At 58.6% G+C, this 22003-nt stretch carries 28 protein-coding genes; 16 read left to right on the forward strand and 12 right to left on the reverse strand.

Translation table 11 applies throughout. The features are described from left to right. Positions 1-1783, forward strand: a 1783-nt coding sequence (locus K0H47_RS29970; protein WP_219274103.1) for an autotransporter domain-containing protein, incomplete at its 5' end; no start/stop codon positions are given. Positions 1784-2291: 508 nt separating this feature from the next. On the opposite strand, the gene K0H47_RS29975 is transcribed toward K0H47_RS29970, so the two are convergent. The 4 genes from K0H47_RS29975 to K0H47_RS29990 all read right to left on the reverse strand — a co-directional run bounded on the left by K0H47_RS29975 (position 2292) and on the right by K0H47_RS29990 (position 3957). Continuing rightward, positions 2292-2516, reverse strand: coding sequence for a hypothetical protein (locus K0H47_RS29975; RefSeq protein ID WP_219274105.1), 225 nt, complete (start codon positions 2514-2516; stop codon positions 2292-2294). Between the two features lie 96 nt (positions 2517-2612). Continuing rightward, entirely contained in the window at positions 2613-2822 is a 210-nt protein-coding gene (locus K0H47_RS29980) for a hypothetical protein (protein ID WP_177071667.1), read from the reverse strand. Between the two features lie 214 nt (positions 2823-3036). After that, a complete protein-coding gene (locus K0H47_RS29985) occupies positions 3037-3525 on the reverse strand; it encodes a hypothetical protein (RefSeq protein WP_063030523.1) in 489 nt (162 codons plus the stop codon). A gap of 15 nt (positions 3526-3540) precedes the next feature. Continuing rightward, a complete protein-coding gene (locus tag K0H47_RS29990; protein WP_063030521.1) occupies positions 3541-3957 on the reverse strand; it encodes a hypothetical protein in 417 nt (138 codons plus the stop codon). Between the two features lie 916 nt (positions 3958-4873). Here K0H47_RS29990 and K0H47_RS29995 point away from each other — a divergent pair. Then, positions 4874-5521, forward strand: coding sequence for a hypothetical protein (locus K0H47_RS29995; protein ID WP_201142942.1), 648 nt, complete (start codon positions 4874-4876; stop codon positions 5519-5521). A 130-nt stretch (positions 5522-5651) separates the two neighbouring features. On the opposite strand, the gene K0H47_RS30000 is transcribed toward K0H47_RS29995, so the two are convergent. Then, complete coding sequence (locus tag K0H47_RS30000; RefSeq protein WP_093197396.1) at positions 5652-6083, reverse strand: hypothetical protein; 432 nt, start codon at positions 6081-6083, stop codon at positions 5652-5654. 281 nt (positions 6084-6364) lie between these two features. On the opposite strand from K0H47_RS30000, the gene K0H47_RS30005 reads away from it, so the two are divergent. The 12 genes from K0H47_RS30005 (at position 6365) to K0H47_RS30060 (ending at position 14199) form a co-directional block, all read left to right on the forward strand. Continuing rightward, a complete protein-coding gene (locus K0H47_RS30005) occupies positions 6365-7387 on the forward strand; it encodes an alpha/beta hydrolase (protein ID WP_219274108.1) in 1023 nt (340 codons plus the stop codon). A 306-nt stretch (positions 7388-7693) separates the two neighbouring features. Continuing rightward, on the forward strand, positions 7694-8011 hold the full coding sequence (locus K0H47_RS30010; RefSeq protein ID WP_219274130.1) for a hypothetical protein: 318 nt from the start codon (positions 7694-7696) through the stop codon (positions 8009-8011). 103 nt (positions 8012-8114) lie between these two features. Continuing rightward, positions 8115-8531 (forward strand): NAD(+)--rifampin ADP-ribosyltransferase, encoded by a 417-nt coding sequence (gene arr, locus K0H47_RS30015; RefSeq protein WP_017477629.1) that lies wholly within the window; start codon positions 8115-8117, stop codon positions 8529-8531. Positions 8532-8578: 47 nt separating this feature from the next. After that, positions 8579-8767: a DUF1737 domain-containing protein gene (locus K0H47_RS30020; protein ID WP_081253153.1), complete on the forward strand. Its 189-nt coding sequence runs from the start codon at positions 8579-8581 to the stop codon at positions 8765-8767. A 109-nt stretch (positions 8768-8876) separates the two neighbouring features. After that, complete coding sequence (locus K0H47_RS30025; protein ID WP_219274110.1) at positions 8877-10019, forward strand: MFS transporter; 1143 nt, start codon at positions 8877-8879, stop codon at positions 10017-10019. 88 nt (positions 10020-10107) lie between these two features. Continuing rightward, positions 10108-10476: a VOC family protein gene (locus K0H47_RS30030; protein ID WP_063030510.1), complete on the forward strand. Its 369-nt coding sequence runs from the start codon at positions 10108-10110 to the stop codon at positions 10474-10476. Between the two features lie 104 nt (positions 10477-10580). Continuing rightward, on the forward strand, positions 10581-11003 hold the full coding sequence (locus tag K0H47_RS30035) for a hypothetical protein (protein ID WP_093197377.1): 423 nt from the start codon (positions 10581-10583) through the stop codon (positions 11001-11003). A gap of 32 nt (positions 11004-11035) precedes the next feature. After that, positions 11036-11734 (forward strand): HAD family hydrolase, encoded by a 699-nt coding sequence (locus K0H47_RS30040; protein WP_017477634.1) that lies wholly within the window; start codon positions 11036-11038, stop codon positions 11732-11734. Between the two features lie 61 nt (positions 11735-11795). Next, positions 11796-12200: a TonB family protein gene (locus K0H47_RS30045; protein WP_201142940.1), complete on the forward strand. Its 405-nt coding sequence runs from the start codon at positions 11796-11798 to the stop codon at positions 12198-12200. 112 nt (positions 12201-12312) lie between these two features. Then, entirely contained in the window at positions 12313-13014 is a 702-nt protein-coding gene (locus K0H47_RS30050) for a hypothetical protein (RefSeq protein ID WP_219274111.1), read from the forward strand. Positions 13015-13163: 149 nt separating this feature from the next. Next, on the forward strand, positions 13164-13355 hold the full coding sequence (locus tag K0H47_RS30055; protein ID WP_023658809.1) for a hypothetical protein: 192 nt from the start codon (positions 13164-13166) through the stop codon (positions 13353-13355). A 208-nt stretch (positions 13356-13563) separates the two neighbouring features. Beyond that, the gene (locus K0H47_RS30060; protein WP_219274113.1) at positions 13564-14199 is read left to right on the forward strand and encodes a LysE family translocator; all 636 of its coding nucleotides are present in this window, start codon (positions 13564-13566) and stop codon (positions 14197-14199) included. A 1-nt stretch (position 14200) separates the two neighbouring features. On the opposite strand, the gene K0H47_RS30065 is transcribed toward K0H47_RS30060, so the two are convergent. Continuing rightward, positions 14201-14485, reverse strand: coding sequence for a hypothetical protein (locus K0H47_RS30065; RefSeq protein WP_201142938.1), 285 nt, complete (start codon positions 14483-14485; stop codon positions 14201-14203). A 210-nt stretch (positions 14486-14695) separates the two neighbouring features. On the opposite strand from K0H47_RS30065, the gene K0H47_RS30070 reads away from it, so the two are divergent. Continuing rightward, a complete protein-coding gene (locus K0H47_RS30070) occupies positions 14696-15151 on the forward strand; it encodes a GFA family protein (RefSeq protein WP_063030495.1) in 456 nt (151 codons plus the stop codon). 1 nt (position 15152) lies between these two features. On the opposite strand, the gene K0H47_RS30075 is transcribed toward K0H47_RS30070, so the two are convergent. After that, the gene (locus K0H47_RS30075; RefSeq protein ID WP_063030493.1) at positions 15153-15680 is read right to left on the reverse strand and encodes a DinB family protein; all 528 of its coding nucleotides are present in this window, start codon (positions 15678-15680) and stop codon (positions 15153-15155) included. A gap of 124 nt (positions 15681-15804) precedes the next feature. Here K0H47_RS30075 and K0H47_RS30080 point away from each other — a divergent pair, with 124 nt between their 5' ends. Then, positions 15805-16524: a tellurite resistance TerB family protein gene (locus K0H47_RS30080; protein WP_093197364.1), complete on the forward strand. Its 720-nt coding sequence runs from the start codon at positions 15805-15807 to the stop codon at positions 16522-16524. 178 nt (positions 16525-16702) lie between these two features. Here K0H47_RS30080 and K0H47_RS30085 read toward each other — a convergent pair whose 3' ends face one another. The 5 genes from K0H47_RS30085 to K0H47_RS30105 form a co-directional block, all read right to left on the reverse strand. After that, a complete protein-coding gene (locus tag K0H47_RS30085) occupies positions 16703-17506 on the reverse strand; it encodes a hypothetical protein (protein ID WP_177026648.1) in 804 nt (267 codons plus the stop codon). Between the two features lie 144 nt (positions 17507-17650). Next, positions 17651-17998 carry a DUF2493 domain-containing protein gene (locus K0H47_RS30090; protein ID WP_063030487.1) on the reverse strand — a complete coding sequence of 116 codons (348 nt, stop codon included), beginning with the start codon at positions 17996-17998 and terminating at the stop codon, positions 17651-17653. 31 nt (positions 17999-18029) lie between these two features. Next, positions 18030-18233: a hypothetical protein gene (locus K0H47_RS30095; protein WP_207198547.1), complete on the reverse strand. Its 204-nt coding sequence runs from the start codon at positions 18231-18233 to the stop codon at positions 18030-18032. Between the two features lie 59 nt (positions 18234-18292). Further along, positions 18293-21007, reverse strand: a complete 2715-nt coding sequence (gene mgtA, locus K0H47_RS30100; RefSeq protein ID WP_063030485.1) for a magnesium-translocating P-type ATPase — start codon at positions 21005-21007, stop codon at positions 18293-18295. A gap of 246 nt (positions 21008-21253) precedes the next feature. Continuing rightward, a complete protein-coding gene (locus K0H47_RS30105; protein WP_219274114.1) occupies positions 21254-21547 on the reverse strand; it encodes a hypothetical protein in 294 nt (97 codons plus the stop codon). Between the last annotated feature and the right edge of the window lie 456 nt (positions 21548-22003).

Here is a 22003-nt window from a genome sequence, read left to right on the forward strand (position 1 = left end):
GAACACTTACACCGGCGGCACCTCTATCACCGCTGGCACCGTACAAGTGGGCGATGGTGGTACGACTGGCAGCCTCGTGGGCGACGTTGCGACGAGCACTGGCACCACGCTGGCGTTCGATCACAGCGATCCCTACGCATTCGGCGGCGTGATCTCGGGCAATGGCGCATTGAGTCAGATAGGCACCGGCACGCTGAGCTTGACCGGCGACAGCAGCGCATTCACGGGCGCGAGTGACGTCGGCGCCGGCACCCTGGAGGTTGACGGCAAGCTGGGCGGTACACTGACGGTGGACAGCGGCGCGACCTTGTCCGGCATCGGTACGGTCGGCACGACGACCCTGGCCAACGGCGCGATCCTGGCGCCCGGCAATAGCGCCACACCGGTCGGCACCCTGAACGTAAATGGCAACCTGACCTTCGCGCCAGGCTCGACTTATCAGGTCCAGATACCGCCTGGCAGCACCACCAGCAGCCTGGTAAACGTCAGCGGTACAGCTAACCTGGCAGGCTCGGTGGTGCATTTGGGCGAGAACGGCAATTACGCCGGGTCGAGCATCTACACCATCCTGACGGCCAACCAACTGAACGGCAGCTTCGATTCGGTATCGAGCAACCTGGCCTTCCTGACGCCTTCGTTGGTCTATGACGCGCATGACGTGATGCTGCGACTTCAGATGAAGGAAAATTTCGCCGACGCTGCCGTAACCCATAACCAGCGCGCCGTGGCCAATGCGCTGCAAAGCCTGCCTGCGGGCAGTGATCTTTATAACCGCATATTGAACCTGCCCAACGGCGCACCGCCGTCGGTGTTCAATGCTTTGTCTGGAGAGTCGCATGCCAGCACGGCCTCGGTTCTGCAGGGCGTCACGGACAATGTCATCAAGCTGCCGATGGATCACCTGCGTAGCAAACTAGATGCGGGCGATGTGGCCAGTCCGGAGGCCGAACAACCGCTCTGGGTACAGGTGTTCGGCAACTCTCGTACATTGGGCGGCAACAGCAATGCGGCCAAGGTCGAGGAGTCGGACGGCGGCGTGTTCGTGGGTGCAGACCGGTTGATCGACAATGGTTGGCGAGTGGGTGGGGCGCTGGGCTATACCGACAGCCACAGCACGGTCAGTGACCGTTCTTCCAAGTTCGCTATCGATAGCTATAGCGCCACGGTTTACGGCGGCAAGGCGTTTGACGCAGGTCCCGGCAAGATCAATCTGACTGCTGGCGCGGCCTATACCTGGAGTGATATCGATAGCCGGCGCGACGTCAACGCCGCCGGTCTGGACCAGACGCTGAAGTCTACGTCCGGCGCCAGCACGGGCCAGGTGTTTTCGGAACTGGGGTACGCGTTGCCGCTGAACAATCACGCCACGATCGAACCGTTCGTGGGTGCAGCGTTCAGTGACCAGCGCCTGCGTGGCTTCTCGGAATCGGGCGGTTCCACTGCATTGGATGGAGAAAGCAAAACCAACGATACCACCACCACCACACTGGGCCTGCACGCCAAGACGGCGCTCACTGCGCTGCAGTTGCAAGGCCATCTGTATGGCACCGTGGGTTGGCGCCATGCCTTCGGTGATGTAACGCCAGAAACGACGATGGCATTCGAGGGCAGCCAGCCATTTACCGTCGCGGGCGCACCAGTCGCCCGCAATGCGGCAGTCACTGAGGTGGGTGCGGATGTTGCTGTGAGTAAAAACACCACGGTGGGCGTTTCCTACAGTGGGCAGTTCGGCGCGGGCTACCAGCAGAACGCGGGCAACGTCAATGTGAGCTGGCGGTTCTGAGACGGGTAGTTCCATGCTCTACCGCGCGGTGGCAATGTTGCCGCGCGGGTCCTTGGGGCTGCAGCGGCGATGGGTCGGTTACCCACTTGATTGCCTATTACCAGATAGCAGCATTGAAGATGAGAGGGGCTTATGACAACGAAGGAGCGGTCATTTTCGATTCGGGACCTTATTACGGCGCTGTTGCGTGATCAGGATATCCACACCGGTTCTTGGGGGTTGAATATTCATTTCATGGCAAGCGGCGCCAACGTTAAGCAGGCGGACGGTGCTGCACTGCCAGGTCTAACGGTCGCGGTCTCAGGGCTTACGCTTGTTCCGACGGCGCACGGGGAAGATGGCAGTCTTGATGCTTCATTGGTAAATCCGGATAGAAAGAACCGAATCCGATCGCGGGCGAAACTGAAGGCAGTGCATTAAGCGCTGGAAGAAGCAAGAAGCCCGGCGCTGCGGGCAGGTTGAAGGCCGATCTCGGAATGAAGTCGCGATCGCCACTCAGCCACCCGTGTTATTCCGCAGCCCGCTTTATTCGACCGATCTTCACCTCATCCGCGTAACTCACCAGCCTGTCCGCTTCCTCATTTAGCGTTCCCACCAATCCCATCAACGCAATGGCGTCGGCATTGCTGAGCTTTTCCGCAAGTTTTCCGAGGTCGACACAGGACTGCTCAAGGTTTGAGGCGATCGCCTTGAGGTCACGGCGCAGCTGCTGGTTGGGTTTGGTGAGGGACATGGAGATGCCTAAGGTATTTGCCCGTCGAATAGTGAGTATGGTCGGAAAATAGAGAAGAGCTCAATATTGCGGTGCACTGCGGGGTTCCCCCTAAAGTCAGTCGGGCGCCATGAGGACGGCCAGGGTCAGCTTGATGAACTCTTCGTTCTCGTCGATGGTGTGCAGAGCGCCGCGTATGTTCTCAGCCACTTCAGCGGATCCGCGCTGCTCGACCCAGTTCGATAGCTCCATGATGGAGGCTTCGAGGGCCAACTGGTTTTCGTAGAGCTTGGAGAGCAGGGAAGGGAGCAGGTCTGAGTTGGGCATCGGCGTTCCTCTGGTGGAGTGAACAGCGTAGCAGTTGGTGGTTGGTAGCCAAATCCAGCATTGGGAGTGTCCGCACTCGACCCAGAGCAGCCTTTCACGAGGGCAGGAATCGGCCAAAAGAGGTCATTCAAATGTATCTAGAAAACAGGGGCTATTAACCCAGGCCAGGCGGAGGTGACGGAAGGAGCCAAGCTCCCTCCGCCTGTTCAGCTAATCAGTTCGTACCAATGAAGGGGTCCCATTGGATGAAACGTATTGATGGTCGCAGTCCTCCGGAGGTCACTTTGACCTGGATCTGGTAGGTGGTCTGAGAGGACGCGTTGCGAGCCAGGCCCACCCAGTAGTCACCAGCGGTACCTATTTGCATCGGGTAGCCATCGCTGCCGAACACGGAGCCCTGGGAAACTTGGAAGCCAGTGATGGCTACCGTGTCGCCGGCGTTCTGATCGATCGGTACCACCTCGAAGCCGATGTAGTCCCCGATATTGCAGTGGGTGCGCAGTTCCAACGATCCTTCGCCGTTGCTGTCATTACTTACACGATTGTCGAACATGTACACACCGGTGGAAATGTTCCCGCCACCAGTGCCCAGTACATAAGAGGTGTCGATGGCAATGGTGATAGCGGTTTGCGGATTGGCGATGCCCGTAAGCACCTGCGAATCAGCGACCCAGACCTTTGCAGTATTTTTTTCGCCACTCATTGTCGTGCTCCTTCCTTAGGCAGAGACAGTTACGTTGGGGTTGAGCTTCACGGTGATACCGGAGCCGCCCGCCACCTGTACGTTGAGGGAAACCGGGTAGGACGCGGTACCTGGGTTCTGCATGGTGCCGGTAAATGCGCTCGGGTTATCCGAAGCGGCTTGTGGCTGGCCACTGAAGCCCCAGGCGCTCGAGTTACCGAAAGCAGCAATTGAGACCTGCGAGGTCGATTTGGGATTAATCAGGAACACTTGCCAGCAAACATTGCTGCCGTTGGACGCAGCAGTATTCAGGTTGGCGGTCCCTTCGTTGGTGGTTCCAGCAGAGATACGGTTATCGACCAGATAAACACCCCGAGTGGAGCCATTGGTCACTGCATTGTCGTCGACCCAGATTTGCACCTGGACGTCGCAACTGGTAGTAGGAATTGGCATTTTTAACTCCTTGTAAGGTTTCGACGCAAGCGCCGGACGTGCCCGAAAAAGGCACCAGGCCTTACCTGTAAGGCCTGGTGCCGAAAACCTTGAGCTTTGTGGTCGCGGGGGCATTTGCAAAGCATCTCAATCAGGCGAGTGAGAGGATAGATGACGAAAAAAGTGGCAACTTGCTATTACGCTATAGGCCCGAGAGCCATTCGAGATAACTGGCGCGATAGAGGGCTCAATTTGGTCCAGAGCAGCTTGGCGAACCTGCGGATTACAAGGCTCTCTTGATCCTAGATATGGCAGTCTCGATGCCAAAGCGGCTGGTGGCGGCAAGGCTCGTACACCGCTGCTCAGATCCTGGGTCAGCCAAAAGCGCCTAACGGCTAGAAACGCTCTTGCGTTTGAACGTCCGATTACGGCCGTACGATATGCCTCATGAGGCGTGGGCTGTTTGGTGATTTGTGTTCGGTCGGCTGGACGCCGGGGGAGGGTATGCACTATCGGCATAACGTTGCGAGAAGCGCCAAATTTGATTGTTCTGTTCGCGAGAACGACAAAGCAATTTCCTGCCTATTATCTGGGCCGCAACGAATTATAACTATCTGAATACATTGAGGTAAATTAGGCGTAAAATGAACGGATTGCGGACCGGAAAACACAGCGCAAGCCGCAGCCCGCTTGATTTTGGCCCGGGACTTAAAATCCCCCGCTCGTAAGGGCGTGCCGGTTCGATTCCGGCTTCGGGCACCACAATATTCAAGGACTTGCGTGATTTATCAGGCAGGTCCTTTTTTGTTTCCGCTTCGCAATTTCAAATGTTGCTTCTCAACTCACTTAGTTGGCGGACGCCAGTCAGGCTTTTTGCTGAGGTTTTTTAGTCTGGTTCGCACACGATGGATCTTAGGTAAACTCAAGGATGTAGTAGATGCGTAATACCTGGTTGCTCCTGCTTGTTTCGTCTATCACCCTTGCTGGTTGTGGCGGGATCCCCTCTGTTCCCTATGTCGATCCACCTCAGGACGACAATACGGCCCGAGTTCGTGTGATCACCAATTCTAATGTGTTTGGCGACAGCGTAACTGGCAGCTGTGCACCGGATACTCGCCACAAAATGGCTGAAGCGGGTCGCTTCTCAGAGGACGGGCAGCCGAGCATTAACTACCTTCAGTACCCACTTAAGCCGGCCAATCTTGGAATGCCGGGAAGGGTTTCACCCAAGCTTCAACAGTACATCGGAGCCGTTCGGATGGCCGAAGGCTTGTACACCGAGATTGTGGCTGAGTACCGCGTTAAAACAGATGCACCCTTTCAGGTTGCGACATTAGGTGCGTCGGCCGGCAGTTACGGCAGCACTTACGCTATGTGCCCAGGCCAGGCGAAAGTATTCAAGCTGGAGCCCGGGAAAGACTACGAGATTCTGGTCGGACTCAGCAGCGTACCCAGCGCGGATGGAAAAGCGGTGATTATGTGCATGTTTGGCGTCGTCGAGCTTATCTCTGTTCCTAACCTGCCGATTGCATGGCCGAAAAAACTCGGGGGCACGGAGTCGCCACAGAAGCTTTGCAAGGGTTAAGTAGCAAGGCTCATATTGGTTACCCGGTTTCCATATCTAAGCCCAGCGCGATTGCTGGGCTTTTTCGTTTTTGGCGCCAGAAATAAGAAGCCCGGCGCTGGGCCGGGCTTCGATGTAATAGCGTCAGAAACTAACGATGCTTGTTCTTGTGTTTATGCTTGTTCTTGCCATTGTGCTTCTTGCCATCAGATCGATGATTGCTCTCATCGTCCGCCAGGTTGTTTCCTAGCGCGCCACCCGCGGCGCCGCCGAGACCTGCACCGATCGTCGAGCCCGTGGAGCCGCCGAGGCGATTACCAATAAGTGACCCGCCAGCTGATCCGATACCGCCACCTAACGCGGCTTCCGCTCTGTTGCCTCTTTGAGCGCCGACAGCACTGCCGGCAGCACCCCCTACGCCTGCGCCTACCGCCGCGCCCGTTGAACCGCCGAGCTGTTGACCTACGATATTGCCAAGTGCACCACCAACGCCGCCTCCAAGAGCGGCGGTGCCATCTCCGGCTGCCATTGCGCCTTGCGAAATGAGGACACCCAGAACCAGGGCGGGTAGTGTCATTTTCATTTTTTGAACCTCTATGGGTTGTCAGCAGGCGCTCACGGTTTAAAGCACGCCTGGCATTAGGACTGGAGTGAAAGTTTGTAGTTCTCTAAGGGCAGGGCCTGCGGGCGAATGGTTGTAACAAGATATGCCGTGATGGGTCTGGCTGCAGTTGGCAGGTACAGGGCTGACAATATGACGGGAAGCTGGCAAGCATCATAGAGATCGTTACTCTAGGGTGCAGATCCAACGGTGATTCTGCCGATATGGCGCTTATGTCGGCCGGCCTAGCATGAGGAGATCCTATGTCCACTTCCACGCTCACTCCGCGCGTCTTCAGTACGCCCCGTCATACGACGCATTATGTAGAGCAGGGGCCTGCCGATGGGCCATTGATGATGTTCCTGCACGGTTGGCCTGAGCTCAGTTTGATCTGGCGTGCGCAGATGGAAGCGTTCGCTGCCCAGGGCTGGCACTGCGTCGCACCCGACATGCGCGGTTATGGTGGTTCCTCTGCGCCAGCCGCCATCGATGCGTACACGATTGAAAACATCGTGGCAGACATGGCAGAACTTCATGACCATCTCGGCGGAATGCCCGCAATCTGGGTAGGCCACGATTGGGGCAGCGTTGTGGCGGGTGAATTGGTCGCTCATGAACCTCAGCGCAGCCGCGGCGTGGTGCTGATTTCGGTCCCGTACTTCCCCTCCACGAACGCGTTGCCGACGCTGGTGCCGCTGGTTGACCGAGGGATTTATCCGGCGGACCAGTATCCAGACGGTCAATGGGACTATTACCGCTACTACAACACGCACTTTGCGACCGCCGTCGCTGATCTTGATGCGGACAAAGCAGCCTCGCTGGCGTCGATCTATCGACAAGGAAACCCAGCGAGCATCGGCAAGGTTGCATCCAATGCAGAAGTGACCAGGAAAGGCGGGCGGTTTGGCGAAGCGCACCGAGCCCCACCCACCCAACCAGACCCCGCGCTTTGGCCCGAGGCGGACTTCGCTGTGCTGGTGCGGACGTTCGAAGAGCATGGTTTTGGCGCGCCCTGCGCTTGGTATCTGAACGACGATGCCAACATCGATTACGCCCACCGAGCGCCCAACGGTGGACGCCTGTCATTGCCCGTACTGTTTGTGAACGGCGATTACGACCAGATGAATACCATCAAGGGCAATCAGCTGGGCGATCCAATGCGTGCGGCCTGCGCAGATCTCAGCGTGACGAGCGTGTCTGGCGGGCACTGGCTTCCAGTGGAGTGCAAGGCAGAGCTCGTTGAGGCCATAAGTACCTGGCTACAAAGTAGAGAGCTGCGTAATTGATCTTCCTTTGGTGTCTTTGAGAACCCTATACCCTTGCTTATGGTGCCCGGGTTGTTCGCAGTGTCTAACGGAACGTATGATCGCCACGAGTGCCCTCATCCGGGCGATGAGAGACTCACACCCTTTGAAGGACATGAGCATGGAAAAGCACTTCGGTAATTCAGGCCTGTTCAAGGCTGCTTCGTATCACTGCAACACACTCCTGGACAGCGGCATCGCTCGCTGGGAGCTGAAAAATATTGCGTTGAATACGAAGGAGTTTTTGATATGTCCAAAGAACTACTCGGAGTTTCTGCTCTAGGGTTGATGGTGCTCGGTGAGTTTTGTGCAATCTACAGTGAGGTGGTAACCGCCAAGCTTGCCCAGACAGGGACTAGCTCTTGGGAAGGGTTCGTCATTCCCGTTGTGATCATGTGTTTTGCCGGGCTTTGCCTGCTGGGTGCGTATTGGCTGGGGTACATGGCTGTCGGTGATATCTGGATCGTCACCGTGGTCTCAGTCACCTCTTTGCTGCTGCTTGAACCCGTGGTGGTCTGGTCGCTGTTCCATGAGGCACCAGGGCGTAGTGCACTCATCGGGTTCGTCCTGGGAGCCTTGGGTATGCTTTCCACTGTACTGCTTTAACTCAGCCCTCTGGCCTGGCGATCAAGCGCCGGGCCAGTTCACCGCCGTTGGGTTCCGTGCAACCCTTAGTGGTTTTGTAATTCATCCTCGGAGCAGCGAGCCCATGTCAAACACCGCTGGCATGTTTACCCGTCAGTTCTTTCACGGCACCCGGGCCGATCTGGAACCGGGCGATCTGATCCGCGTCGGCTACCCCTCCAATTTCACGCAGGGTAAACCACTGTCGTGGGTCTACTTCGCGGGCACCCTGGATGCCGCCATCTGGGGCGCTGAGCTGGCGCTTGGCAGTGAGCGGGAACGGATTTATGTCGTGGAGCCAACGGGGCCAATCATGGATGATCCCAACGTGACGGATAAGAAGTTTCCCGGCAACCCCACGCTGTCCTATCGCTCCGGCGATCCGTTGCGGGTGGTGGCTGAGGTGACGAAGTGGCAAGGACATCCGCCTGAGCGGTTGCAGCAGATGAAGGACAACCTCGCCCGTTTAAAGGCCGAGGGTCGCGATGTGATCATCGACTGATATAGATTGCCCAGTGGTTTTCTTCAATTGTTCCAGCAGGTGCCCCCATGCAGCATTCTCCTCCTGAAGGCTTACCCACCTATCGGATTCTGACAGGCAAGGACGATGCCTCCTTCTGTCACCGCGTCTCTGAGGCCCTTGCTCTGGGCTACCAGCTTTATGGTTCGCCAGCGGCAACTTTTAACGGCGAATACGTTGTCGTGGCACAGGCCGTCGTTTGGAATCCCGATAACTAGCCGGTCTCAGTGAGCGACGCGCGAGGTGGAGTCACGACGACTCAGCCATGAACAGGGACGGACATTGCCGGTGATCAATTCAGCCTTGCGGGTATGGTGTGCAGTCAGTGTGCTGTGCATCGCCTCCTTTACCATGGTGACTTCCGAGTTCGCCCCCATTGGTTTGCTATCGCAAATATCCGCCGACCTGGATCAACCCCCGTCTACCGTCGGGCTGACCGTAACGCTATACGCTTGGATCGGGGCGGCCAGCGGCTTGCTATCCAACTGGTTGAACCGCTGGGTTCCCCGCAAGGCGCTGCTGATTGCGTTGATGTTGATACTGGCCTTATCAAACGGCCTGGCAGCGTTATCCCCTGAATTTTCCTCTCTGCTCGGTGCCCGCGCCGTCGGCGCATTGGCCCATGGCGTGTTCTGGGCCATCGTGGCAGCCACCGCCGCGCATATCGTGCCGTCGCACCGCGTGGGACTGGCCACCTCGATTGTGCTGGGCGGCATCACGATCGCCACGGTCATGGGCGTACCGCTGATTAATCTGGTGGGCCAATACGATGGTTGGCGCACGGCTTTTGTGTGCCTCGCCGTGATGTGTGTCGCCAGCGCCGGTGCGATCGCCCTGGTGCTGCCTTCCCTGCATATTCCCTCGCTGGCCAAAGGTCTGGGCTTTGCGGTGGTGCTGCGGCGCAAGGACCTGATGATCACCTACGTCATCACCGGCCTGACGGCGGCCGCGCATTTTGGCGCCTACACCTTTGTCGAACCGTTTATAGGCCAGGTGCCTGGAATTACCTCGTACATGATTGCGGTGATGCTGTTTGCCTTCGGGGCCTCGGGTTTCCTGGGCAACCTCTTGAGTGCGCTGTTGATTGATCGCTACTTGAAAACGTTCATTTTGCTGGCGTTGGTTGCGATGGCATTGGCGTTGGTGACCTTGGGTATTTATGGTCCGCCACTCGGGCTCGTGTCCGTGGTTATCCTGCTGGTGGTCTGGGGCGTGGCCATTTCCGCTTTGTTTACCGGTCTGCAGACGTGGGTCTTGAGGATCGCCGGTGATCACATGGTGCCTGCGACCGCCATCCACACAGCTGTGCTCAACAGCGCGATCGGGCTGGGTGTGATTATCGGTGGCGGTGCGCTGGATGTGGCGGGGTTCAAGGGGGCGATGCTGTCGGCCAGCGTAGTGATCGTCCCGGCCATTATCCTGATGATTGCCGCAGGACTTCGCGCCCGGGCAGAGCCGGTTTTTTCGTAAAGCGGGAGCGCTCTGGCGAAACACTCCTGTCAGGAACTGACTCAGGCTTGAACTAAGGTGAGCTCTCTCACTCCCGCCAGGTCAAATAATGAAATTCTCGTCTGTTCGTCTCGTTACCAACCACTTTGAACGGCTCGTTCAGTTCTATCAAAACCTCACGACTGTCGAGCCAAGGCATCTGGCTGAGGGGTTCGCTGAAATTCACCTCGACGGCGTGGTCCTGGCCATAGCCGATGAACGCCTGATCCGCCTTCATAACGATGGATTGGCAGTCGCCGCCAGCAACCGTTCGGCGATCCTGGAGTTTCAAGTGGATGATGTCGAGGCCGTCCTGCTGCGTATCGGTCGCGCAGACGTGGTGATGCCGGTGACGGTCATGCCATGGGGCAACACTTCGGTATTGCTGCGTGATCCTGATGGAAGCCTGGTTAACGTCTTTTCGAGGCCTTGGCGCTGAATCGGTTCGTCGTTGTAGCCAAGTTCAGTAAGGTCGATAACGCGTTAAAGTAATCGGCTAAAGCGCCGATCAATTAAGATCTATACCGGAATTGGATATTTGACATGATCGCTAACGTCAGCAGTCTTGCTTCTGTGCCCACCAGTCCAAGCTCCGCCAGTGTCAGTGATGGCTCCAAGACACAAGCTTCCGGCACCTCGGGCCCCGGCCCGACCACCGATGCCAAAAGTGCTTCCGGCGCAGGGGCCGGCCAGGCCGCATCGACGTCGCAGGAGTCCGACACCGTCAAGGAGCTGAAAAAGCAAATTGCGGAGTTGCAAAAGCAACTTCAAGAGCAGCAGCAAAACATGCAAAAGGCACAGGCCAGCAATCAAAGCGCAGACGCCAAGGCGGCCGCCGTGGCAGCAGCCCAGACGCAGATTGCCGCAACGGCAGCAGCGTTGCAGTCTGCTTCCTCGGCTTTGTTGCAGGCGCTCACTTCTGAAGGTGGAAGCGGTACCGGTTCACTCGTCAGTGCCACCGCCTGACAGGCAGATTTGGTTTTCCACGAGGAACATTCGTGTACCCGCGCGCCATTCTGTTCGACCTGGATAACACACTGACGCATCGCGCCTTGAGTATCCGACGCTACGCCGAACGGTTCCTGGCTGAGTTCGGCGAGCACATCAGGCCCGCGACGCTGGACGACATCACGCACCTGATTTTGCGGGAAGACAGCGGCGGCTATCTTTCCCCGCAGTCCGCATTCTCTTCGATCCGCGAAGCTGTAGGCCACACCCTTGCCAACCAACTGCCGTGGCGAGTGCCGCAGCCGGCTGAGGTCCTGGTCGAGCACTGGGTCAGCCATTTTCCGGCCGCAGCCGTGCCAATGCCGGGCGCTGCAGCGTTGATTCAGGCGCTGGAGCACAGACACATCAAGGTCGGGATTGTTTCCAATGGCGCCGAGCACTCGCGAAGGAAAACCATCGCTGCATTGCCCTTCGCTCAGTCGGTTGGTACCGTTGTCAGTTCGCAAGCGTTCGGGACAGCCAAACCTGCACGGGAAATCTTCCATGAGGCGGCTGCACGGTTAGGCGTTCTTCCCGAGCACTGCTGGTTTGTCGGTGATCACCCTCTAAACGACTACCAAGGGGCAAAAGCCGCCGGGATGTACGCTGTATGGTTTCAGGGGTTTCATCAATGGCCCGCAGGCCTTGCTCCCGCGCAAGACACTATAAAATCGCTCGACGAGCTACCCGCTCTGATCGCAAAGCGATAGCCAGCATAACGCCGGATAATTAGCCTCACTTCGCAAACCAAACGTCAACGGAACTGCGTTTATGAAATACAGCTGGATCGCACTTGTCTTACTGCTTTGTGCCTGCACGAGCGGCCCCAACCACCAGGAGCAACTGGTAGAGAAGCGCTTATGGGAATATCAGTTGCTCACTCACCTCAACCACTTCAAGTCCTACCCTGAAGACGCTCGCCTGCAAAGGCTGACCGGCATGGTCAGAGTGGCCTTTGTCGTCGACGCCAAAGGCAACCTGATACGCCACAAAATCGTCAGCCACACAGGCTCGGATCTTTTCGTCGGGGCAGTGGAGGCATTTATTCCGGCGGCCTCGCCAGTGCCTGCGCCCCCGCCCTCAATGCTGCGTAAAGGCGAAGTTGAAGTGGTGGCGCCCTTTGTATTCTGCATGGAGCAGGGCGCTTGCACCGGCTCACCGCCGCAGCGAATCTAGCGGCAACCTGTGGCCAAATGACAGGCAAAGAAAAGCCCGCGACGGGGGTCGCGGGCTTAAAGGTTTTCACCAGGAGCTGAGATGACCATAGGTGCCCGACTGTGAAAGGTGTGTGAAAGGACAGCACATCGCACCGGCTGTTGGATATTTCGAGCCCCGGCATTTGCCGGGGCTTTTTCGTATGCGGGGCTGCAACTCTCTACGGGAACAAGTGTTCAGAAATGCAGTCATAGCGATGTGCCATCTCGGCCAGTCAGAAAGGAATCAACTGATGTCCATTGTGGGTAAAGTATCGCTCGCTGTTGTCGCTTCGTTGTTGATAGGTGCAACGGCACCGTCAGTTCAGGCGGCGAGTCCCGCTCGGTGGGGGGATTTCGGTGCGTCGGCCGGTAACAGACTCACCGCGAGCAGTTCGGGCGCAGGTGGCGAATATTTCCTGCATCCGTCGGATATTTCGGTAGGTGACATTCAGGCCATGCGCGACGCGCTCAAGCGCAATGACAGCGAAATGCAAAGTCTGGAAAGCAAGCTGGAAGGCCAGGCACGCGCCCTTGAAGACCTGAAGAAAAACACCGGCTCAAGTTCCAGCTCCAGTGACGGCCAGCTGTCCGAGCTCAAGCGCACCGTATCCGATCAGAAAAACACCATCGATAAGCTCAAGAGCGAGATTGAAGACCTCAAGCGCAATTCAAGTTCCAGCTCAAACTCCAGCTCCAGCGAACTGTCCAGCCTCAAAAGCACCGTCAGTGATCAGAAGCGCAGCCTTGAAGACCTCAAGCGCAGTGTCGACAACCTCAGCAGCAAGGTGAAGTAACAGAGGGGGGCCGTGGCCTTTGCCGGGCAGGAGCAGATTTTGCAGCTTGAAGCGCACGCCTGTGCGACGCCCGGTAGGTTACACCGCTTTACCCGGGTGTATGGTAGACCGGTCAAACACCTGGATTATCTCTGGAGAGAGAGGTGACTATGAGCACTCCCATGCTGAACAAGCTGCATCTCAACGGCTATGACATCGTGCAGGTCAACAGCGGCCCGTGGCGGGTCTGTACCAAGGCCGACCGCCTGGCATCCTTTGGCTCCCGTGAGCAGGCACTGGCGTACGCCGCAGCGCTGCCGGGGTACAAGGCGCGGTCGAGGCCGGTGGCCAATGATGCTTGAACCCTCAATAGCCTCGGTCAGTCCGGGGCTTTTTATTGGGTCTCGCTTGAGCAATACATAGACGGTGGCGAGGGAGCTTGCTCCCGCTGGAGTGCGAAGCGCTCCCAGGATTTTGGGGCCTCTGCGCAGCCCAACGGGAGCAAGCTCCCTCGCCACACAGCGGATATTTTGGGATGATTCGCAGCTGATTAGCCCGTAGGAACCTGTCATGTCCCTGGCAACCTTATTTCTGTTCGTCATGATGAGCGCCGCGATTATTGCGATTCCCGGCCCGACGGTTCTGTTGGCCCTGCAAAATGGTTCGCGCCATGGATTGCAGGCGGCGTTCTGGGGCATGGCCGGGGCGGTGGTGGCCGACGCCTTGCTGGTGACGGCGGTGGCGTGTGGCCTGGGTTTGCTGCTCGCGGCCAGCGAAGGGCTGTTTCAGGCACTGAAATGGATCGGTTCGGCGTACCTCATCTGGATCGGCTGGCAGATGTTGCGATCACCCCAGGCGGCGTTGCCGTCGGTGGGCGAAGGTGAGGACGGCAGCACCCGCTCGGCGAGTATTTTCACCCGCAGTTTCCTGGTGGCGATTTCCAATCCCAAGGCATTGTTGTTCATGTCGGCATTCCTGCCGCAATTTGTCGACAGCACCCAAGCACAACTGCCGCAGTACGCGTGCCTGTTGTTCGCACTCTGCGTGCTGAACGTCAGCATCATGATGTTCTATGCGGTATGCGGGGCACGCTTGCTTAGTCGCCTGCGGCCCGCACACTTGCAGCACTTCAACCGTGGGGCGGGTGGGTTGTTGATGACGATGGGCGTGCTGTTGGCCGCTTACCGTCGTGCCCCGGCTGCTTAACCTAAACGAATGGCTGGCCGTGGAACCCGCGTGGCAGACGCTGACGGCCTGGCAGGTCGGTCAGGCGCTGGGTCCAGGCACTGCGCCAGTCACCGGCGGCATGGGCGGTTTTGGACTTGCGTGCGGCACGCCGAGCGGCGTTACGTTGGGTGCGACGGGCTTCCTTGAATACTTCGGTGTTACGGCAGGTACGGCACTTGACCCGTTTCAGCTCGGTGCTGGAGGGGAGGTTGTTGCCGTGATGACCGCAGGCAAGATGCCCGGCGACCTTGAAGTGAATGACCATGTAAGCGTCTCCTTCTTGGGGGATGCGTCGCATCGGTAATCTGCTGATGCGCGCGGGCAGGGCGGGGCAGCCATTGGCTGGTTTTCACCGCTCTGTCTTTTATGACAGTTTGCTGTCACAGGCGTTCGTTTGTGCGGGTTGGCAACGCTGTTCGTGACGCGCCTGCTCGTTTATTCTCCAGGCACACACACAATGTGAATGGAGTGGAAGATGAGTCATCAAGAGTCCCAGGAAGGCGGCTGCCGTTGTGATCGGGTACGTTTTACCGTGACCGAAAAACCGCTGATCACCATGGCGTGCCATTGCACCGGGTGCCAGAAGATGTCATCCAGCGCGTTCTCGCTGAGCGCGCTGATCCCCAGCCACGGATTCACCATCACCCAGGGCAACCCGGTGATCGGCGGACTGCATGGCGTCGACCGCCACTACTGCTGCCCCCACTGCATGAGTTGGATGTTTTCCCGCCCCAATGGCGTGGAAGATCTGATCAACCTGCGCCCCACCATGCTGGATGATGCCAGCGGTTATGTGCCATTCATTGAAACCTGGACCAGTGAAAAGCTGCCGTGGGCGACTACCCCGGCGCAGCACAGCTTTGCGCAGCTCCCGGAGAGGGAGAATTTCCCCGCGCTGATACAGGCGTATGCCGAGTACAGCGGCGGTTGAACTAGTCCATCAGCGCCAGCAGGTCGGTGTCGCCCACGTCGCGCCCGGCCTGCGTCAGCAGGGTTGTCACCTGTCCCCGGTGGTGGGTCTGGTGATTGAAGAAGTGCACGAGCAGTGCATGAAAATTCTTGTTCATCGGTGTGCCCGCCATGTTGTGGTACTGCAGGGGCTGATCCAGCTCCGGCTCGCTGATGGATTGCACCCAGTCGATGATGATCTGGTCGAGCCAGGCACGATGGGCCGACAGTTCACGGATATCGGCGAAGGCCAGTTGATTCAGGCGTGGCGGCAACGCCAAAGCGCTTAGCGGTGCCAGCGCGGCAAAGCCTGCCGGATGCTCGGCGAAACGCTTGAGCCAGACGCGGTCACCCAGGGCGAGGTGGTTCAGCGTGCCAAGGATCGAACCGAAGAACGCACCACGGTCGGCAATCAGGTCCTCGTCGCTCAGGCCGTTGGCAGCGTCGTACACCTTGCGGTTCATCCACTGGTTGTAGGTCGCCATCAGGGCGATATGCTCGGTACGGGTCATGTCGAGGCTTCCTCCGGGTGCGATGGCGCCATGATAAAGCGTGCCTGCCGGGCGGTCATGGTGTTCTGGCGCAGCGGGTCTATTGTTGTTGATCTGGAACTCTGCGCCCTGGGAGGGTGACACCATGAATACCGGCGATCTACTGGAACAATTGCTGCGAGCGGGCCAAGCCTCAACGAGCCAGCAGGGCGGCTCCGCAACGGCGGCTCAAGGCGGGCTGGGTGGTTTGGGCGGGCTGCTGGGCGGTTTGCTGGGCAGCGGCGGTGCTTCGGCTTCAGGCGGTGGCGGCCTCGGTGGTTTGCTCGGCGGACTGGGCGGCATGCTCGGCGGAACCCGTGCGGCGCCGCAAGGGCGCACCGGCGGCACCAACTACGCGGCGCTGGCTTCCCTGGGCATGATGGCGTTCCAGGCCTATCAGGCCTGGCAGCGTCAACAGGCATCGGCGCCGCAGCAGGCGTTGCAAACGGTTGACCAGCTGTCCGGCGCGCAGGTCGAAGAACACAGCCATGCCGTGCTGCGCGCGTTGATCGCGGCAGCCAAGGCAGATGGTGAGATTGATGAGCGTGAGCAGCAGATGATCTCGGCCGAGATCGGCAAGCACACCGATGACCCGCAATTGCAGGCGTGGCTGGATACCGAGGTGGCCAAGCCGCTGAATGCGGCGGATTTTGCCGAGTTTGCCGGGGACCCGGCGGTGGCATCCGAGGTGTACCTGGTCAGTGTGCTGCTGGTGGATGACCAGCAGGACGCGGAGCGCAACTACCTGGATGAACTGGCGGCGCAGCTGAAGATTGATCCTGCGTTGCAAGTGCATCTGGAGCAGCAGGCCAAGGGCCAGGTTTAAATCACTATTGACTGTCATACCAAACCTGTGGCGAGGGAGCTGCTCCCGTTGGGCTGCGCAGCAGACCCAAAACAATCGACCGTGTGCTTTCAGATAGAAATCGGTCGCAGGTTTCAGGGCCGCTTCGCGCCCCAGCGGGAGCAAGCTCCCTCGCCACAGATTGATGATCGTCTGCGGATTAGAACCGCAACGTGGCCCCCGTCGTGAGCCATTGATGCTGATCCCCGATCAAACTGCGCCCTACCACCAGGTCCACATCCACATTCTTGCCGATATGCACCCTCGGCCCTGCCTGCCACGCCTGGTCGCCACCTTGCTGGCCGTAACGTTCGGCGATCAGTGTCAGCGAGTCCATCACGCTGTATTCAAACCCGGTACCCCAGGTCGGTCGATGGGTTTGGTCGCCGTCGTTATAGGCGTGGCTCCAGCCTGCGTTGAAGTTCAGCCGCAGGGCTTCCATGGGCTGCCAGGTGAATGGCACATTCAAATCTGCGCCATCAAACGAATGTTGACGGTTCAATGCGTAGTGCACACCGGCAGACGCGGCCAGTTCCAGGCCCAGGTCTTCCCGGGTCCATAACTGGGCCTTGAGTTGCGGATTCACTTGGGTTTCCCCATCGCCATCATGATTGGCCCGAGACACGGCGGCGGTCCATTGCAGCCAGGGAATGGCGGCGGTGGTGCAAGCGGGCGAAAGGGTTTCGCTGTGGGTAGAGCCGTCGTGCCGATTGGCGGTGAACCAGGCGTCGACATTGCATTCGCCCGGGGCGTTGATTGCGCCGTCGTCGACCACATAGGAACCGCCGGCCGCATAGGCATTCGACATCAGGCTGAGCACCAGCACGACGCCAAGCGTCGCGCCGACAAAAATCAGGTTGCGCCGCACCGCCCGACGCTTGGAAGCGGGCAGGGGATGGAAGGTTACGTGGGTGCTGCGGTTGCGGTATTTGGTGAAACCGTCAGGGGTTTGCTTCTTGTACATGGTGAACCTCGATCAACAGCCGGTGGCGTGTCCCGACCGGACTTGGCAGGGACGCGCCGTGATTCAAATAAAAAAAGGTGTGCAACTGGGTACCGCTACAACGGGGTTCTTCGTTCATGTCTGGATGCTCCAATAAAGGTTGATTCAGCTGTCTACGGTCAGCACATGAATGCCACTGGCCTTGGCCTGGCTCACCAGCTCCAAGGTGTCGTCGCCGCCGGGCAATGCGATGATCACGTCGGGGCGGCTGTCCGTGAGCATGAACTGGTTGCGGTGACGCTCGGCTTGCTTGCCATGGCGTTGCCAGTTGGGTGGGTAACGCACCACATCCACCCCCGTTTCCCGGGCCCAGTCCTCCACGTCGCTGCCCAGGAACTGACTGCCGCCGTGGATCAACACCTGCACCGGGCGCAGGCGGTGGTAGGCGTCCAACACCTGGCGGGACATTTTTGTATCGGCGTAATGACGACCTGCACAGATCAAGACGCGCATGGTGATGTTTCCTTGTATTGCGTATTGCCATTTATCGACGTGGGCGCAGCAAGCGGATGCACGTGCTGTTCAAGCTGCTGGAGAAACCCAGCATGAAGCGCATTTCCACGGCGCTGAGCACGTTGCGCGCGTAGAGCCGCACGCCCAGCACCATCACCGTCTTGGCGGCTTGGGCGAGGGCGAATACCAATACGGCGCGTGCGGCGTTGTCGAGGTAGCTGATGAGTCGGGCCATTGTCTGTCTCCGCGGACGCTGACTATCCATCGATAGCCAGCGTTTTCAGGGGCGGTTGATCAGTACCACTGCTTGAAGCGGCGGATGTAGAGGGTTTTCATCAGTTGAGCCACGCAGCAGTAGGCGACCAGAGTGCCCACCAGCCATGGGAAGTACGCCAGTGGCAGCGGCTCCAGGCCCACCATCGCGCCCAGCGGCGAGAACGGTACGTAGATGCCCAGGCCGATCACGATGCAGGTCATCATCATCACCGGCCATGCGGCGTTGCTCTGGAAGAACGGGATCTTGCGGGTGCGCAGCATGTGCACCACCAACGTCTGCGAGAGCAGCCCCTCGATGAACCAGCCGGACTGGAACAGGGTCTGCATTTCCACGCTGTTGGCCGAGAACACGTACCACATCAGGGCAAAGGTGGTCATGTCGAAGATCGACGAGGTCGGCCCGATCCAGATCATGAAACGGCCAATGTTTTTCGCGTCCCACTTGCGTGGCTTGGCCAAGTATTCCTTGTCCATCTTGTCCCACGGCAAGGCCAGCTGGGAGATGTCGTACATCAGGTTCTGCAGCAGCAGGTGGATCGACAGCATCGGCAGGAACGGGATGAACGCACTGGCCACCAGCACCGAGAACACGTTGCCGAAGTTGGAGCTGGCGGTCATGTTCAGGTACTTCATGATATTGCCGAAGGTCTCGCGGCCTTTCAGCACGCCTTCTTCCAGCACCATCAGGCTCTTTTCCAGCAGGATGATGTCGGCAGACTCCTTGGCGATGTCCGTCGCGCTGTCCACCGAGATACCCACGTCGGCATCCCGCAGGGCCGGTGCATCGTTGATGCCGTCGCCGAGGAAGCCCACGGTGTGGCCGTTGGACTGCAAGGTCTTGAGCACCCGCGACTTCTGCAGCGGCGTCAGCTTGGCGAAGACTGTGCGTTCCTCAACCCGTAGTTTGAGGGTGGCGTCGTCCATCGCTTCGATTTCCACACCCAGCAACGGTACGCCAGGCTCCAGGCCGACCTGACGGCAGATCTTGCTGGTGACGATGGCGTTGTCGCCGGTCAGCACTTTGACCGCCACGCCGATCTCGCGCAGGGCAGCAATCGCCGGGCCTGCGGTTTCCTTTGGTGGATCAAGGAAGGTCAGGAAACCACGGATCACCAGGTTGCGCTCATCGGCCGTGGTGTACTGCTTGCGTGCGAGGGCCTTGGGAATGTTGCGGGTGGCCAGCACCAGCACCCGGAAGCCGTCTTCGTTGTAGTCCTGGGCAATCGCCAGCAACTCGTTGCGACGACGATCATCCAGCTCGACGGCAACGTCACCTTCCATCACGTGGGTGGAAATGCTCAGCATCTCCTCGACCGCGCCCTTGCACACCAGCAGGTGATCGTTTTGCGCGTCCTTGACCACTATCGACAGGCGACGGCGGATAAAGTCGAACGGCAGTTCATCCACCTTGCTGTAGGCGAACGGTATCTGGAACTTCGGGTTCTGCTCCGAGAACTGGACGACCGCCTGATCCATCAGGTTCTTCATGCCGCTTTGGTGATGGCTGTTGAGCCAGGCCAGGGTCAGCACCGAATCATCACGGTTGCCGAAGGCGTTGACGTGGTGCTCGAGGATGATCTTGTCCTGGGTCAGGGTGCCGGTCTTGTCGGTGCACAGCACGTCCATCGAACCGAAGTTCTGGATCGCGTTGAGGCGCTTGACCACCACCTTGCGCTTGGCCATGGCGGTTGCGCCCTTGGCCAGGTTGGCGCTGACGATCATCGGCAGCATTTCCGGGGTCAGGCCCACCGCCACCGCCAGGGCGAACAGCAAGGCATCGCTCCAGTCGCCCTTGGAGAAGCCGTTGAGGAAAAACACGATCGGCGTCATCACCAGCATGAAGCGGATCAGCAGCCAGCTGACGCTGTTCACCCCGCGGTCAAACGCGGTTTGCACCCGGGAGCCGACAATCGCTTTGGCCAGGGAGCCAAAGTAGGTGCGCGGGCCAGTGGCAACCACCACGGCTTGCGCCCGGCCACTGACGACGTTGGTGCCCATGAAGCAGATGTTCGGCAGGTCCAGCAGGTTGCCTTGGTCCGCGGCTGTGGAGGTGGCGGATTTTTGCGTGACGTCCCCGAGGGTGTCGTACTTCTCCACCGGCAAGGCTTCGCCGGTCAGCACGGCCTGGCTGATGAACAGGTCACGGGACTCGATCAGGCGGATGTCGGCCGGGATCATGTCGCCGGCAGACAGTTGCACGATATCGCCAGCCACCAGGTCGCGCATCGGCACTTCCCGCAGGGTTGGCTTGGAGCCCACTTGCTCACGGCGCAGCACTGTGGCGGTGGTGCGCACCATGGCCTTCAAGGCTTCGGCGGACTTGGCCGAACGGTGTTCCTGCCAGAACCGCAGCAGGCTGCTGAGCATGACCATGGTCATGATAATGATGACCTTGGTCAGATCGGCTTCTTCACCGGCCTGCAGTGGCAGCCAGTAGTCAGTGACGAAGCTGATGGCGCCCAGGGTCAGCAGCACATAGATGAACGGGTTGTTCAGGGCCTGGAGGAATTGCACGATGGCGTGAGGCGGCTTGTCGTGAGCCACCTCGTTGTAGCCTTCACGTTGCAGGCGAGCAGAGGCATCCAGTTCGGTCAGGCCATCCTTGGTTGCCCGGACATTGGCGAGGGTTGCCGAGAGGCCGTTCTGGGCTTCGCGGGCGGCACGCATCGACAGTTTGGTGTCGGTGTCCGTGCCGTTTTTCTTGTGCAGTTTCGGGTTTTTTACTGCGCTCATTGTGTGTACTCCTGTCGCCAATTTTTCGACAAAACATACCCGGTACTTACCTGATGACAGGCGAGCGAAAGCATGCCGAGTCGCTGACTTCGCGATCGGTTTAAATAAAGTGTTGGGTAACTTTCTACAGGCCCGCTAACAGCGCGTTAGTTAACTAGCGCGCAGCGGGCTACTACTGGCTTCGTCCATAGAGAACTCCAGCTAAATAATTAACGGATAATCAGAAAGTTGCTGTTTCCAGCCGGCTTACGCCGTGCGAGCTTCCACGTAGAGGCTCAGCATCAGGCTCGCTTGCGCGACCAGGCTGGAAACGTTCCGTCTCTGTGGGTCTTGAGGGTCGGCGTGATCCCATTGCTGGACCAGATGGCCGGTGGTGGGGCAGATACGCCAGTGGGCCCGGGGAGTCGGGCACACACGGGGGGATGAGGTCACAAAGGTGCTGCGGGTAGGGGAAAAGTCTACGGGCTCGCGGCACAATTTGGCACGCAGGGCGGCAGCCAGCGTACGCAGATCAGGCAAAACAATCAGTTGAAAGGTCATAACACACCTCGGGACCGGACTGGCATCCGGTGAGGCAGTTACGTTGGAGCGTCAGGCTCTAGCGCAGCTTACTCGGCCGGAAAGGCGAGTCCCGTCATTTTTTCTGGGTTTGGTGCCCGATTTGCCGTATTCACGGTGATCGGACAGCGACTAGATACTGTGTCCATTGGCTTCTTTTGTGAGGTTGAAAAATGGCCCTGAGTTGCAGGCACGGGGAATTTACTCAGGCAGTTGCCGGATGTCAACGGTTAATGACTTAATTTGTTACTGGTTCAGAGTTTGTTCAGATAGATGGTGGAGGGGGAAGTTGCTGTGGTTAGTGTGCTAATTGATAAATGATCTGTGCCTGTTGGATGGGTGGGGTACATATCCGTTATTTGTGTTATGGCTGATATTGGTTCCGCTCTTACAGCGGCTCACTTTTGAAAAGCGCAAAAGTAAGCAAAACGCTCTTGC

The sequence above is a fragment of the Pseudomonas sp. Xaverov 83 genome, from assembly GCF_019352905.1.
Classification (GTDB): domain Bacteria; phylum Pseudomonadota; class Gammaproteobacteria; order Pseudomonadales; family Pseudomonadaceae; genus Aquipseudomonas; species Aquipseudomonas yamanorum.

What these genes read in the sequence shown, in the direction of transcription:
- K0H47_RS29975 (WP_219274105.1), bottom strand. Translation starts at nt 2,516, where the DNA reads ATGTCCCTCACCAAACCCAACCAGCAGCTGCGCCGTGACCTCAAGGCG.
- K0H47_RS29980 (WP_177071667.1), bottom strand. Translation starts at nt 2,822, where the DNA reads ATGCCCAACTCAGACCTGCTCCCTTCCCTGCTCTCCAAGCTCTACGAA.
- K0H47_RS29985 (WP_063030523.1), bottom strand. Translation starts at nt 3,525, where the DNA reads ATGAGTGGCGAAAAAAATACTGCAAAGGTCTGGGTCGCTGATTCGCAG.
- K0H47_RS29990 (WP_063030521.1), bottom strand. Translation starts at nt 3,957, where the DNA reads ATGCCAATTCCTACTACCAGTTGCGACGTCCAGGTGCAAATCTGGGTC.
- K0H47_RS29995 (WP_201142942.1), top strand. Translation starts at nt 4,874, where the DNA reads ATGCGTAATACCTGGTTGCTCCTGCTTGTTTCGTCTATCACCCTTGCT.
- K0H47_RS30000 (WP_093197396.1), bottom strand. Translation starts at nt 6,083, where the DNA reads ATGAAAATGACACTACCCGCCCTGGTTCTGGGTGTCCTCATTTCGCAA.
- K0H47_RS30005 (WP_219274108.1), top strand. Translation starts at nt 6,365, where the DNA reads ATGTCCACTTCCACGCTCACTCCGCGCGTCTTCAGTACGCCCCGTCAT.
- K0H47_RS30010 (WP_219274130.1), top strand. Translation starts at nt 7,694, where the DNA reads ATGGTGCTCGGTGAGTTTTGTGCAATCTACAGTGAGGTGGTAACCGCC.
- arr (WP_017477629.1), top strand. Translation starts at nt 8,115, where the DNA reads ATGTCAAACACCGCTGGCATGTTTACCCGTCAGTTCTTTCACGGCACC.
- K0H47_RS30020 (WP_081253153.1), top strand. Translation starts at nt 8,579, where the DNA reads ATGCAGCATTCTCCTCCTGAAGGCTTACCCACCTATCGGATTCTGACA.
- K0H47_RS30030 (WP_063030510.1), top strand. Translation starts at nt 10,108, where the DNA reads ATGAAATTCTCGTCTGTTCGTCTCGTTACCAACCACTTTGAACGGCTC.
- K0H47_RS30035 (WP_093197377.1), top strand. Translation starts at nt 10,581, where the DNA reads ATGATCGCTAACGTCAGCAGTCTTGCTTCTGTGCCCACCAGTCCAAGC.
- K0H47_RS30045 (WP_201142940.1), top strand. Translation starts at nt 11,796, where the DNA reads ATGAAATACAGCTGGATCGCACTTGTCTTACTGCTTTGTGCCTGCACG.
- K0H47_RS30055 (WP_023658809.1), top strand. Translation starts at nt 13,164, where the DNA reads ATGAGCACTCCCATGCTGAACAAGCTGCATCTCAACGGCTATGACATC.
- K0H47_RS30060 (WP_219274113.1), top strand. Translation starts at nt 13,564, where the DNA reads ATGTCCCTGGCAACCTTATTTCTGTTCGTCATGATGAGCGCCGCGATT.
- K0H47_RS30065 (WP_201142938.1), bottom strand. Translation starts at nt 14,485, where the DNA reads ATGGTCATTCACTTCAAGGTCGCCGGGCATCTTGCCTGCGGTCATCAC.
- K0H47_RS30070 (WP_063030495.1), top strand. Translation starts at nt 14,696, where the DNA reads ATGAGTCATCAAGAGTCCCAGGAAGGCGGCTGCCGTTGTGATCGGGTA.
- K0H47_RS30075 (WP_063030493.1), bottom strand. Translation starts at nt 15,680, where the DNA reads ATGACCCGTACCGAGCATATCGCCCTGATGGCGACCTACAACCAGTGG.
- K0H47_RS30080 (WP_093197364.1), top strand. Translation starts at nt 15,805, where the DNA reads ATGAATACCGGCGATCTACTGGAACAATTGCTGCGAGCGGGCCAAGCC.
- K0H47_RS30085 (WP_177026648.1), bottom strand. Translation starts at nt 17,506, where the DNA reads ATGTACAAGAAGCAAACCCCTGACGGTTTCACCAAATACCGCAACCGC.
- K0H47_RS30090 (WP_063030487.1), bottom strand. Translation starts at nt 17,998, where the DNA reads ATGCGCGTCTTGATCTGTGCAGGTCGTCATTACGCCGATACAAAAATG.
- K0H47_RS30095 (WP_207198547.1), bottom strand. Translation starts at nt 18,233, where the DNA reads ATGGCCCGACTCATCAGCTACCTCGACAACGCCGCACGCGCCGTATTG.
- mgtA (WP_063030485.1), bottom strand. Translation starts at nt 21,007, where the DNA reads ATGAGCGCAGTAAAAAACCCGAAACTGCACAAGAAAAACGGCACGGAC.
- K0H47_RS30105 (WP_219274114.1), bottom strand. Translation starts at nt 21,547, where the DNA reads ATGACCTTTCAACTGATTGTTTTGCCTGATCTGCGTACGCTGGCTGCC.